Source organism: Acinetobacter sp. A2 (assembly GCF_012371325.1).
In the GTDB taxonomy this organism is placed as follows: Bacteria; Pseudomonadota; Gammaproteobacteria; order Pseudomonadales; family Moraxellaceae; genus Acinetobacter.
The window spans coordinates 170,483-182,788 of sequence record NZ_JAAZQX010000001.1 but is presented as its reverse complement, the minus strand read 5'-3'; the positions used below and the strand labels follow the sequence as shown (position 1 = coordinate 182,788).

The window sequence follows — 12,306 nt, the reverse complement described above, 5'->3', positions numbered from 1 at the left end:
TTATCAACTCAAAAACATTTCATGGCTATACAGCACTTCATGCCCATTCCAATAAATATAGCCTTTTTCAATCAGTTCTTTGAGCAATAAGCGAATGTCAGATTTTGGAAAAAGTCGTTCCAATAAATCACGCAACTCATAAATATCTTTAGGCTTATCACCTTTTAGCTCACGTAGTTTTTTTGCCACTTCCCATTGCACAGGGTCAATTTGGCTAAAGTTTTTAAACAACGCATGCTGAGGATGCAATTCTGCAACTTCTGCTTGCTCCGCTAGCGTAGACTTTTCTGTCACCTCTTGAATGGGCTCTGCTACAGCATCTAAATCTAACTGCACCCATTGTTTCAGTACTTTTTTACGGAAACTGATCTGCTCATCTACACGTTTAACAATTTTTAGGTTAATCAACATGCCCAACACATGCTGTGCCTTATCTGCTTCAAGCTGCAAAATATTGGCGATCGAGTTTTTTAAAGCGTCTTGATTCGTCGGTTTACCTGACATTTTTGCCAACGCCTCACAGTACTTTTTCACCAACAGCAATTCAGGCTTACTGCGAATTGCTGCAGGGCTCGGTAATTGATGTTTACTTTTCGCAGCCTGAACTTCAGGCTGAATATGAATCAGGTGACAAGCGATTTCTGAAGCCTGCAACATTTCCAATAAAATCTGAATACTGTCTGCGGCAGAAATGACTTCAACCTGTGTATCGGGCTCAAGCAGCGCCATCAGTTGCCCCACCACCACAGCATATTCAAACTCTTTAAATTCAGCACGAGGGCTATCTAAAATAATGAGCTGACCTGTGCTAACCCAGCCTGCGAACTCGGTTAAATCTTGCAGGCTGTATTCAAATTTTCCTGCACAATTAAACAGATACACACTAGGATGATGCTCAACAATCTCTCGCAACAAGGTCGCGGTAGGCATGTTGTTTTCAAGATCAAGTAACACAACTTTAGAAGACATAAATTTTAGCGAACACGGGTAGATTTTAAGATTTTGGCGCAGCAGCCGAGCATTACAACGGGAAGTATCGTAAAGGTCAAATAAAATTCATGTCTGACATTGTTTTGATCTGAACTACCTTCCCTGTATTTACGCATCTTCGAGCCTTAATAATGCGGTGGACGGTTAGTCAGTGGGTCAAATGGCGCAATGCCTTCCGACAAATCGGCAGACTCAACCCGCTGATACAACAATTGCATTTGTTGCTTTAAATCCGCAATTTCCAGACTTTGGCGTACCACTTGTTCATTCAATTGTTCAACTAAATCGTCCAAAAATGCAATTCGCACTTGCAAATCTTCAATGGGTGCGGAAAATGACGCCTGATCATCTATACTTTGTTTAGTCATTTCAAATCCTCATTTGAGATTTTTTAGGAAACACTATGGCCTATATTACTTTAAGGGATGTCCAACTTGCATTTGGTGGACCTGCCTTGCTCGACGGCGCGAATTTTAACCTAGAACGTGGCGAACGAGTGTGTTTGATTGGCCGTAATGGGGAAGGTAAGTCTACTCTACTTAAACTGATTGAAGGAAGTTTACTACCCGATGCCGGTGAAGTATCGCTGCAAAATGGCATCACTATTTCTATGCTGGCACAAGATGTACCGATGTCATCTGGTAAAGTGGCTGATATTGTGGCCGATGGTGCAGGTGAAGCAGCTGCGGTGCTCAAAGCCTACCATGAAGCCAGCGATGCCTGTGTATTGGGCGATATGGATGCCTGTGATCGCATGGGGAACCTGCAACACAAGTTGGATCAGCTGGATGGCTGGGCGCTAGAAAATAAGGTCAATGCCATTTTAAGTAAAATGGGACTGGATCCGAATGCAGACTTGGCCGATTTATCGGGCGGACGTAAACGTCGTGTGTTGTTGGCACGTGCCCTGCTCACACAGCCTGATGTGTTGTTATTAGATGAGCCAACTAACCACTTGGATGTAGAAAGTATTGAATGGTTAGAAAAATTCTTACTCGATCAAAACAATTTAACCCTGCTGTTTATTTCGCATGACCGTGCTTTTGTAGACAGTATTGCCACTCGTATTGTCGAGCTAGATCGTGGTGTGTTACGCAGCTATGAAGGCAACTATTCACGCTATTTAGATTTAAAAGCACAGCAACTTGAAGCTGAAGAAAAACAAAACGCACTATTTGATAAAAAACTGGCCGAAGAAGAAGCATGGATTCGCCAAGGCATTAAAGCACGTCGTACCCGTAACGAAGGACGTGTGCGTGCCTTAAAAGCCTTACGTGAAGAATCGAAGGCTCGTCGCTTCCAACAAGGCAAAGTCAATATGGCTGCACAGGAAGCCAACCGCTCAGGCAAACTTGTGTTTGAAATTGAACATTTACAAGTTGCTTTTGGCAATCAAGCACCAATTATTAAAGACTTTTCGGCATTGGTTTTACGTGGCGACCGTATTGGTTTAGTGGGTGACAACGGTGTGGGTAAAACTACACTGATTAAAGCCATTTTGGGTGAAATTGAGCATGGCGGTTCTGTCAAAACAGGAACACAGCTCGAAATTGCCTATTTTGACCAATTGCGTAACGTCTTGGATTTGGAAAAATCAGTTAAAGATAACGTATCTGAAGGTTCAGATTTTGTAGATGTAAACGGACAACGTCGTCATATCTATAGTTATTTGCAAGACTTTTTATTTTCACCTGAACGTGCACGTACGCCTGTTAAAGCCTTGTCTGGCGGTGAACGCAACCGCATCTTACTGGCAAAATTATTACTTAAACCATCTAACTTAATTGTGATGGATGAGCCAACAAATGACTTGGATATGGTCACTTTAGAATTGCTTGAGGAAATGCTCAGCGACTATAAAGGAACTTTATTACTGATTTCACACGACCGTGCCTTTATGGACAACGTAGTGACTTCAACTTGGGTGTTTGATGGCAAAGGCAATATTGATGAATATATTGGCGGCTATCAGGACTATTTGCAGCAGCGTCCAGACCAAACTGTGGTTGATCAAAAAAGTGATGTAAAAAAAGCTGTTGCCAAAGCCGAGGCTGCAGCTGCCGCGCCACAAGCGAAAAAAGTCAAATTAAGCTACAAAGATCAACGTGCTTTGGAGCAATTACCAGGCGAAATTGAAGCATTGGAGCAGGAACAAGCAGAATTGTCTGAAAAACTGGCAGATGGCTCTTGGTTTGTAACGGATGCTGAAGCCGCCACCAAAGCCTCACAGCGTTTGGCAGAAATTGATGAAGAGCTATTGGAAAAACTAGAACGCTGGGATGAGTTAGAAAATCTGGCCAATGGTAACTAGGTAAATAAGCTCGAGGGATATGTCAAACGTGTTTAAGCGCTAGGCATAAATCCTCTAAAATCAGACCTCTTAAAGCATCTTTCCCATTGGACGGATGCTTTTTAATTTTAAAATCGGTTCATGCTACACTGCAACGATGCAACAAGCGATCTGGATATTATGAGTCAACGCACTGAATTTCAACCTGGTGAATTTCAATGGTCTTTCCTGTTACCCAAATACTGGGGGGTATGGATTGGCATCGTTTTTCTCATGATTTTAGCCATTTTACCATGGGCAATTCAGTATCGTTTGGCACAGTTTTTGGGCAATTTAGCCTTTAAAAGCATGAAGTCGCGTCGGTTGACCACCTTACGCAATTTAGAAGTGTGTTTCCCTGAATGGAATGAAGCGCAACTGCATGAAAATGCACGACAAGTATTTGTAGATCAAATGCTCGGTGTATTTGAAACGCTTAACGCATGGTACAACCCACAGTGGTTTAAAGGTCGTACCCAAGTTGAAGGTTTAGAGCATATTCAGCAGGCACAGAGTGCAGGTCGTGGTGTTTTGCTTTTGGGCACTCATTCTACTTTACTCGATGCGGGCGGTTATGTCTGTGCCCAATATTTTGACCCTGACGTGGTCTATCGCCCACAAAACAATCCGTTATTGGACATGCTCATTTACCGTTGTCGCGCCACCATTTATGGTCATCAAATTGACCACGATGATATGCGTGGCTTAATCCGACAATTAAAAAACGGGCGTGCGATTTGGTATAGCCCAGATCAGGATTTTGGTTTAAAACAAGGGGTGATGGCGCCATTTTTTGGCGTGCCTGCAGCAACAGTCACGGCGCATCGTCGTCTGTTAAAAATGACCAAAGCCGCTGCAATTCCGTTATATTTTTACCGTACAGGTGAGCTTGCCAACCCTCAATATAAAGTGCTGATTGAGCCTGAACTGTTAGATTTTCCAAGTGCAGATGAAGTCGCAGATGCAACGCGCACCAATTTTATTATTGAGCAGCAACTACGCATCGCTCCTACCCAATATATGTGGTTTCATCGTCGGTTTAAGAGCCGTCCCGAAGGTTATGACAGTATTTACTAATCTGTACGGTAAAAGGAAAGATTCATGAAAGTCATGCAGCTATTACCCGAATTAAACAGTGGCGGTGTAGAACGTGGCACCCTAGAAATTGCCCGTGCCTTAGTCGCTCAAGGGCATACCTCATTGGTGGTGTCGAATGGCGGGCGGATGGTGAACCAACTTGAAACTGAAGGTTCTATACATTTAAAGTTGGCCATCCACAAAAAATCATTATCAAGCTTGTGGCAAATCCGTCCTTTACGCCAACTGATTCTGCAACATCAACCAGACATTGTGCATGTGCGTTCTCGTGTACCTGCTTGGCTGACCCATTTTGCTCTAAAAGGTATTCCAGCAGAAAAACGTCCTCACTTAATTTCAACCGTGCACGGTTTTTATTCAATTAACCGCTACAGCCAAATTATGACCCAAGCTGAAAAAGTGATTGCCGTTTCAGACAGTGTGGTCACCTACATTCACGATCATTATAAAAATTGCCCAGCCGAAGATATTGTCCGTATTTATCGTGGAATTGACCCTGCGGCATTTCCACATGGCTATCAACCTTCTACACAATGGATTCAACAGACCTATCAAGATTTTCCTGAACTTGAACATAAGTTTTTAATTTGTTTGCCAGGACGTATCACACGTTTAAAAGGTCATGAAACATTAATTGATCTAATTGCGAAATTAAAAAACCAGTATCCACATATCCATGCTGTAGTTGTAGGCGGTGCAGATGCGAAAAAAATAGCTTACCTGCAAGAACTAAAACAAAATATTCAGGATAAACATTTGACTGAAGTCATAACATTTGTTGGACACCGTTCTGATATTCGTGAATGGCTTGCTTTTAGCGATATTGTACTTTCTCTTTCTAATCAGGCAGAAACCTTTGGGCGTACCGCACTTGAATCTTTATCTGTAGGTACACCTGTAATTGGCTGGAACCGTGGGGGCGTAGCAGAAATTTTATCGCAATTGTATCCGCAAGGGCTAATAAAAGTCGATGATCAGTCTGCTTTATCGAAAACTGTAGAGTTACACATACAGCAAAAGCAAAGCGTAGCACCTGTGGAGGTATTCAGTTTGGCAGATATGTGCCACCAAACCTTAGATTTATATCAGCAAGTTTTGCAGTCAAAACGCACCTAAAGCCTTAGAACTAAATCAAGCTGATTGAAATTTAATTCGTTTAAAAAACAATGAAAGTGAAAAAAAACAATCCCTAAAAATCATCGCCCGAGTTCTACTTCCTGTAAAACTCGGGCTCATGAGGTTGTGCTTTCAAAACTTATTGTTATTTTATTATGTGGCATTCCTTACCTACATCATATCCTTGATGTTCATCCATCGGCGTCGTCTTCCTTAATGGGATATTCCGTTCCCGAGTCCTTGTGCCGATGAAGTAATCTTAACCAGATCAGTCAGAATAAACTATGCGCCATGTGCCTAAATCCGTGTAAGCTATTTCGTACACTTTTCGATTGATTTCTAAACCGATTTACCCTGCTCTTTATACGGCTGCGCAATTTCATCTGTCACAATCTTTTCTTCTAGCTCAGCTTTTTCAATGCCTTCCTGAATTGCGTCCTGTGCTTCTTGCTCATCGGCATCAGTTTGAGGCAACTCTTCTTGAATCCGATCAAAAATACGCCCTGTCTGCAAAACCACATACACAGGAAAATGATCCGAGCCGATATGTGCTAAGCGTTTCATCTTGACCAAAGCAAAGTCTGTGCTATGAAAAACATGGTCTAACGACCAACGCAGCAAGGGATAATCTGCATGAAAGGTATTGATGTAATGACGCCCTACCCGTGGATCAAGCAAGCCACTAATCCGCTGAAACAGTCGTGTCGTTCGTGACCATGCCACATCGTTTAAATCTCCCATAACAATGCAACTTTCATCTAAATCTTTGATTTGATCGCCCACAATAAGTAGCTCTGCATCACGCAAAGTTGAGTCTTTGGCTTCGGTTGGGCTTGGTGGTTTCGGATGCAAGCAATATAGCTGCACAGGTTGTCCTGAAGGTAAAAATACAGTGGTATGAATGGACGGAATTTCATCACTGAGAATAAATTTAATTTCTGTATCTTTGAGTGGCAAACGGCTATACAAATGCATCCCGTACAAATTATCTAAAGGAACTGCGACCCGATATGGATAATCCACCTCAATTTCAGTCAAAGCCTGTTGCCAAATTTGGTCAGACTCCAAGGTCAAAACCAAATCGGGTTTCAGTTGCTGAATTTGTTCAATCAGCAAATGATGCTTTTGGTTGGGCGTCAGCACATTGGATACAATTAAAGAAATTTGTTTTTCAGGGTTCAATTGTTCAGGACGAACTTGCTTCACCTGTTTTTTCCACAATAAAGTGTACGGCAAGACCATTTTGAGTTGATAAGCCAAAGCAGCAATCACGCCAATCAAGATCACTTGGCGTGACATATCCCATGGATGTTCCCAAACTAGCAATAAAATAAAGGCAATAATCCCCAGTGCTAAAATTTGCAAACGCGGAAAATCTGCGCCCCGAATCCACCACTCATCACGCGGAATCAGCGACCAAAAACTGAGCCAAATCACCAATATTGCCAGTATCTCCACCCAAATCATGTTGTCTAACTCACTTGTATTTTTTGATTTTTCTTGCTTGAAACAAATGTTATCAATTTGTATGTAACATAAACTAGAGATTTCACTCAATAATACTCATGTTTTGTTCATGTAATGCTTGCAGTTGCGCCCCCTTTTGATAAACTCATACTCCTTTTTGTTTTTTAACGCACCGAGGCAAAGTGACATGAAAGTAGGTCTGGTCGGTTGGCGCGGGATGGTCGGTTCCGTCCTTATGCAACGTATGGTTGAAGAAAATGATTTTGCTCATTTTGAGCCATTCTATTTCTCTACCAGTAATGCTGGCGGTGAAGCACCAGCGTTTGGTGGTAAGACTGCTCCAGCACTTATGGATGCAACAGACCTAAACAGTCTGAAGCAAATGGATGTCATTATTACCTGTCAAGGTGGTGACTATACTTCTGAAGTTTTTCCAAAGCTTAAAGCTGAAGGCTGGAATGGCTACTGGATTGACGCAGCATCTACCCTACGTATGGATGATGAAGCCATTATCGTGCTTGACCCTGTCAACATGAATGTCATTAAAGATGGCTTGGTGAATGGCACTAAAACTTTCGTGGGCGGAAACTGTACTGTTTCACTCATGTTGATGGGCTTGGGCTCACTGTTCCAAAACAATTTAGTGGAATGGGCGACGTCAATGACTTATCAGGCAGCTTCTGGTGCAGGTGCGCAAAACATGCGTGAGCTGATTACAGGCATGGGCTACCTCTACAACAACACCAAAGACTTGTTGGATGATCCACGCTCACCAATTTTAGACATTGACTCTAAAATTGCAGCATTACAACGTGGCGAAGGTTTCCCATCAGCAAACTTTGGTGTGCCTTTAGCGGGTTCTTTAATTCCATACATCGACAAGCAGCTTGAAAGCGGCCAATCGAAAGAAGAATGGAAAGGTCAAGTTGAAACGAACAAGATCTTAGGCAATCAGCAGATCGTTCCAATTGATGGTCACTGTGTTCGTATTGGTGCAATGCGTTGTCACTCTCAGGCGATCACCTTGAAGCTGAAAAAAGACGTACCATTGAACGAAATTGAAGATATGATTCGTCAATCAAGCCAATGGGCTAAAGTTGTTCCAAATACTCGTGAAGCATCTATGACTGATCTGACACCTGTAGCTGTGACTGGTACTTTAACAGTTCCTGTGGGTCGTTTGCGTAAAATGAACATGGGCAAAGAGTACTTAGGTGCATTCACTGTAGGTGACCAATTACTTTGGGGTGCTGCTGAGCCATTACGCCGCATGTTACGCATCTTAATTGATTACAAAAACGCCTAAACACTCGCTTGATCACTCAATCATTTTGATGTTGTGATCTAGCACTAAAAAGCCAGTCAAATTTTGACTGGCTTTTTTATGTAATCGGTGTGTTAATATTTTACAATCGACCTACAACTCGCTACTCTATCCTTTTCGCCTTGCGATAAATGACCGAGCTAACAATTAAGATGACTGTATATAACAAATTAAAGATCGCCATTTTATCTATTTTGGCTTCGCAGCAAATGTATGCAATGAATGTTGACCCAATTCAAATTCAGTCAACAGCTGGGGAATTGCTTTATGCTGAAATCAACTTTCGTCAATCCAATATTAATGAACCGATTGATGTAAGTTTGGCTACAGCAGAAGATTTAATGTCTATTGGTGCAAGCCATCGTCCACCGGGCCATCTTAACTTTTTTACCCGCCGCAATAGCAATGGTACAGGGGTCATTACCATTACCTCCTCTCGACCTTTGACAGAGTCTGAGCTTAATATTGTGGTTAAAATTAAAGAAGGCAATGCAACTCGTTTACAGCATATTCGTACACCATTAAAGCGCAGCACACCTGCCCCGCTCGCCACAACGCAGCGCAGTAATGAACAGGCTTTAACCCCTGTGATGATCGTGAATGAGCAAGATATTGCCTTAAATTTACCTGTAAGTACTCATTACCAAGTTGAAACACCAAAAGCCATTGAGCGCAATGCATTTGAAGCACCACTTACCATTCAACGCAGTGCTCCTCCTACGCTCAATCAGCAGCAAGTGACTGTAGTACAAACAGCACCAAGCCGCAGCACAACACCAAGTAACACCGTGGTTAACACAACACCAGAGCAACAAGTCAGCAATCCCACAACACCTAAAACGACGACCACAACATCATCTGTGACTGTGGCACAACAATCGGCTGATCCTTTGGTTCAAAAATTTGCTGCCGAACAGCGTGCAAAACAAGCAGCTCAAGCTAAACCCGAATCACCAGCCAGCAAAGCTGCTCAAACGGCAACAACCAAAGCAAAACCAAGCGTGACAACACCAAACAAGACTCAACATGTGGTGCAATCAAATGAGTCTTTATGGGCAATTGCCTCACGTATTGCGGGTGAAAATAACCAGCCTGTTGCAAAAGTCATGCAACAAATTAAAGCCAATAATGAGCATGCTTTTATTCAGGGAGATGCCAATCGTTTACGTCGTGGTGCAACCCTAAACCTACAGACACAAGCAGGTACAAAAGCCCAGAAAAAAGCAACGATTCCAGTGCCTGAACAAGCCACTGCAGCACAATCTGGCAAAGCTAAATATCGTTTGAATCAGGCTGAAATGAGCCTTGTCGCTGAAAATCAACAAGACTCCACCCATGGTTCTGCGAAAAAGAACACACAATCCACACAAACTTCGGGTGACTTGTCATTAAAAGTTATGACATCCCGCGAGAAAACCGTTAAATTACAAAAGAACGTAACAGAATTAGAATTGGCATTACGTCAGAAGGATCACAGAATTCAATTACTCAATGCGCGCTTGGCTGAACTGCAACAACAATTGCAAAAGCAACAAGCAGCAAATAAGCCAAAACACTAAATGTTACTTACAATGATTTTTTTGGGATATAAGGTCAAACACGCACCACATCCTCAAGGGGTATAAACATGCTGATTTATGTGATTCCGTTTATTTTGCTACTGGTGATCGCAATTTTCTTGAAAAAGCGTGAAGCAAGTAAAGAAGCTGAACCAACCACCAAAAAAGCAGCAACGCCAGCAAAAAGTAGTGCAAAAAAAACCACGACTACAAAAAAAACGGCACAAAAATCAGTTGCTGTTGAAGATGTGGTACCTGCAGCACAGCACTCTACCCCTGTACCTGTTAAAATTCAGACGAATATTGAAAATCTGATTAAGGAACGTAATTTCTTTGCTGCAGAAGCACAGATCAATCAGGCCTTAAAACGCGATAATTCTTTACACGGTCTGTATTTATTCTTGCTCGACATTCATTTACAGCAAAAAGATGAGTTTGCGATTAATCAGTTACTTAATCACATACAAGCTTTAGGCCTTGATGATATTTTGGTGCAAGCTGAAGCTAAAAAGCAATTATTTGATGAGCAAAATAATAAAGCAATTGATGGAATTGATTTTGAACCTACAACAGTAGATACAGTTATTACTGAACAAAAATCAACAGCTGATTTTGATGCGCTTATAGAGACCAAGAATGAAATACATTCGGAAAGTACATCATCATTTGACCAGTTACAACACGAATTAACCTCAAATAAAACTACAGATACTGCAGCTGGCTTAGAATTTGATACCTCATCATTAAACTTAAGCCCTGCTGCACCTGTAGAAAAAGTGGCTGAGCCTGAAGTAAAAGCAGAACCTGCTGCTTTAGACTTTAGTTTTTCTGTAGATACTGCAACAGAGAAAACTGAAACACCCACAATTACATCTGAGTCAAGTACAAGTGCTACAGAAGCAGCCCAACCACTTGAGTTTTCTTTTGATTTAGAACCGAATAAAACTGAAACACCAGCAAGTGCACCTGCTACAACTGAAGCCCCAAGTTTAGACTTTGACTTTTCAACAACAGAAACCCCTGCGGCTGTTGAAGCAAAAACTGAACCTGCTACATCTGAATTCAATTTCACATTTGACAGCGCACCTGCTCCAGAAACAACAACTGAAGCAGAAGCCCCAGCTGAGGTCATAGCTACTCCAACTCTAGAGCAAGAAACGACAACTGCTCCTGTTGCTGCAACCGTTGACCTGAATGACCCGTTGGTTAAATCATTCCCTGATTTAGCTCAGGTTGATGAAATTCAATTAAATTTAGACTTGGCTGCTCAATATATCGAATTAGGTGCTTTTGATGCTGCCAAGGCCTTACTCAGCGAGCAAGATGCAGATTACTCAACTGAACAACGCCAACGTGCCGATCAGTTACTGAATCAAATCGCTTCTTGAAGCAAATCCAATTAAGATAAAGCAGTCATCCTTGACTGCTTTTTTTATGATGAAAAAAATTGCTTTGATTTATATGGGCGGCACCTTTGGCTGTGTCGGCGAACCCCTAAGTCCAATGCCTGCTGAGCAATTTCTACCTCGCTTAGCACAAGTCCTCCCCCTAAATTTAGATATTGAATGTTTTGTTGCACCTGTTATTAAAGACAGTAGCGCCTGTACCGCAGCAGACTGGCTATTGCTGATTCAATATATTCAAAAATTACAACAACAAGATTTTCAGCATTTTGTGATTCTGCATGGCACTGACACTCTCAGCTATGCCAGTGCGGTATTGGCACGTTTTTTAACGCATTCTGCTCACGTCATTTTAACCGGTAGCCAATATCCGCTTTTAAATACACAAGGCACAGACACCCGTGAATTTAGTGATGCACTCGACAACCTAAATTTTGCTTTAGCACAGATTCATCAAGTGAATCTGGGCGTGTATCTAGCTTTTCATCACCAACTCATTCACGCTGCAACAGCCCTGAAACAACACACCACGGAGCTAAATGCGTTTACAGGGCAATCTGCTTTAGCCTGCAGTGGAATTCAACCTTACGATGAGCCACCGTTAAGCATCACAGCTCAGCATATTGAAAAAGCTCAGCACTTTAACTGCCTCAATTGGATGCTACAACCGATTGCACTTTCAGCCTTGATACAGAATTTAAAAGCCTTACAACAACATCCACCCCACTGTCTGATTTTACAAAGTTATGGCACAGGCAATATGGCAGTCAATGCCGAGGTCATCGCCCTGATTCATGCCCTGCAAAGCCAGCAATGTACAGTGATTCTCACCACACAAGTCACCTTTGGAGCAATAGAACAACGCTATGCCATCAGCCAATGGTTGCAGGACAGTAAAATTTTTATCAGCAATTGCCACAGCCATGCAGATCTGTATGCAAAAGCCTTAAAAATGCATTTACAATACGACAGCCTTGCACAGTGGTATGCGCATTGGCATTCTTCAGTGTAATTTGAGGT

Annotated in this window: 10 protein-coding genes; 7 read left to right on the top strand and 3 right to left on the bottom strand. The window is 42.2% G+C overall.

Going from position 1 to position 12,306, the window contains the following annotated elements:
- Window positions 1–3: 3 nt before the first annotated feature.
- Window positions 4–969: a hypothetical protein gene (locus HHA43_RS00825; protein ID WP_168541428.1), complete on the bottom strand. Its 966-nt coding sequence runs from the start codon at window positions 967–969 to the stop codon at window positions 4–6.
- A 146-nt stretch (window positions 970–1,115) separates the two neighbouring features.
- A complete protein-coding gene (locus HHA43_RS00820) occupies window positions 1,116–1,358 on the bottom strand; it encodes a SlyX family protein (protein WP_154321065.1) in 243 nt (80 codons plus the stop codon).
- A gap of 35 nt (window positions 1,359–1,393) precedes the next feature.
- Here HHA43_RS00820 and HHA43_RS00815 point away from each other — a divergent pair, with 35 nt between their 5' ends.
- The 3 genes from HHA43_RS00815 (at window position 1,394) to HHA43_RS00805 (ending at window position 5,533) form a co-directional block, all read left to right on the top strand.
- Window positions 1,394–3,301 (top strand): ATP-binding cassette domain-containing protein, encoded by a 1,908-nt coding sequence (locus HHA43_RS00815; protein WP_168418514.1) that lies wholly within the window; start codon window positions 1,394–1,396, stop codon window positions 3,299–3,301.
- Window positions 3,302–3,460: 159 nt separating this feature from the next.
- Window positions 3,461–4,396 (top strand): lauroyl acyltransferase, encoded by a 936-nt coding sequence (locus tag HHA43_RS00810; RefSeq protein WP_168541426.1) that lies wholly within the window; start codon window positions 3,461–3,463, stop codon window positions 4,394–4,396.
- 24 nt (window positions 4,397–4,420) lie between these two features.
- Entirely contained in the window at window positions 4,421–5,533 is a 1,113-nt protein-coding gene (locus HHA43_RS00805) for a glycosyltransferase family 4 protein (RefSeq protein WP_168541424.1), read from the top strand.
- A gap of 339 nt (window positions 5,534–5,872) precedes the next feature.
- Here the strand turns inward: HHA43_RS00805 and HHA43_RS00800 are convergent, their stop codons facing one another.
- On the bottom strand, window positions 5,873–7,000 hold the full coding sequence (locus HHA43_RS00800) for an endonuclease/exonuclease/phosphatase family protein (protein ID WP_168418511.1): 1,128 nt from the start codon (window positions 6,998–7,000) through the stop codon (window positions 5,873–5,875).
- A 187-nt stretch (window positions 7,001–7,187) separates the two neighbouring features.
- Here HHA43_RS00800 and asd point away from each other — a divergent pair, with 187 nt between their 5' ends.
- The 4 genes from asd to HHA43_RS00780 all read left to right on the top strand — a co-directional run bounded on the left by asd (window position 7,188) and on the right by HHA43_RS00780 (window position 12,298).
- On the top strand, window positions 7,188–8,306 hold the full coding sequence (gene asd / locus HHA43_RS00795) for an aspartate-semialdehyde dehydrogenase (protein ID WP_168461064.1): 1,119 nt from the start codon (window positions 7,188–7,190) through the stop codon (window positions 8,304–8,306).
- Between the two features lie 170 nt (window positions 8,307–8,476).
- Window positions 8,477–9,883 (top strand): FimV family protein, encoded by a 1,407-nt coding sequence (locus tag HHA43_RS00790; RefSeq protein WP_228284136.1) that lies wholly within the window; start codon window positions 8,477–8,479, stop codon window positions 9,881–9,883.
- Window positions 9,884–9,951: 68 nt separating this feature from the next.
- The gene (locus HHA43_RS00785) at window positions 9,952–11,271 is read left to right on the top strand and encodes a fimbrial protein FimV (protein WP_168541420.1); all 1,320 of its coding nucleotides are present in this window, start codon (window positions 9,952–9,954) and stop codon (window positions 11,269–11,271) included.
- 46 nt (window positions 11,272–11,317) lie between these two features.
- Complete coding sequence (locus HHA43_RS00780; RefSeq protein ID WP_168541454.1) at window positions 11,318–12,298, top strand: asparaginase; 981 nt, start codon at window positions 11,318–11,320, stop codon at window positions 12,296–12,298.
- Window positions 12,299–12,306 lie beyond the last annotated feature (8 nt).

Coding starts and splice junctions, on each gene's coding strand:
- HHA43_RS00785 (WP_168541420.1), top strand. CDS start 9,952: ATGCTGATTTATGTGATTCCGTTTATTTTGCTACTGGTGATCGCAATT.
- HHA43_RS00805 (WP_168541424.1), top strand. CDS start 4,421: ATGAAAGTCATGCAGCTATTACCCGAATTAAACAGTGGCGGTGTAGAA.
- HHA43_RS00825 (WP_168541428.1), bottom strand. CDS start 969: ATGTCTTCTAAAGTTGTGTTACTTGATCTTGAAAACAACATGCCTACC.
- HHA43_RS00820 (WP_154321065.1), bottom strand. CDS start 1,358: ATGACTAAACAAAGTATAGATGATCAGGCGTCATTTTCCGCACCCATT.
- HHA43_RS00800 (WP_168418511.1), bottom strand. CDS start 7,000: ATGATTTGGGTGGAGATACTGGCAATATTGGTGATTTGGCTCAGTTTT.
- HHA43_RS00780 (WP_168541454.1), top strand. CDS start 11,318: ATGATGAAAAAAATTGCTTTGATTTATATGGGCGGCACCTTTGGCTGT.
- HHA43_RS00790 (WP_228284136.1), top strand. CDS start 8,477: ATGACTGTATATAACAAATTAAAGATCGCCATTTTATCTATTTTGGCT.
- asd (WP_168461064.1), top strand. CDS start 7,188: ATGAAAGTAGGTCTGGTCGGTTGGCGCGGGATGGTCGGTTCCGTCCTT.
- HHA43_RS00815 (WP_168418514.1), top strand. CDS start 1,394: ATGGCCTATATTACTTTAAGGGATGTCCAACTTGCATTTGGTGGACCT.
- HHA43_RS00810 (WP_168541426.1), top strand. CDS start 3,461: ATGAGTCAACGCACTGAATTTCAACCTGGTGAATTTCAATGGTCTTTC.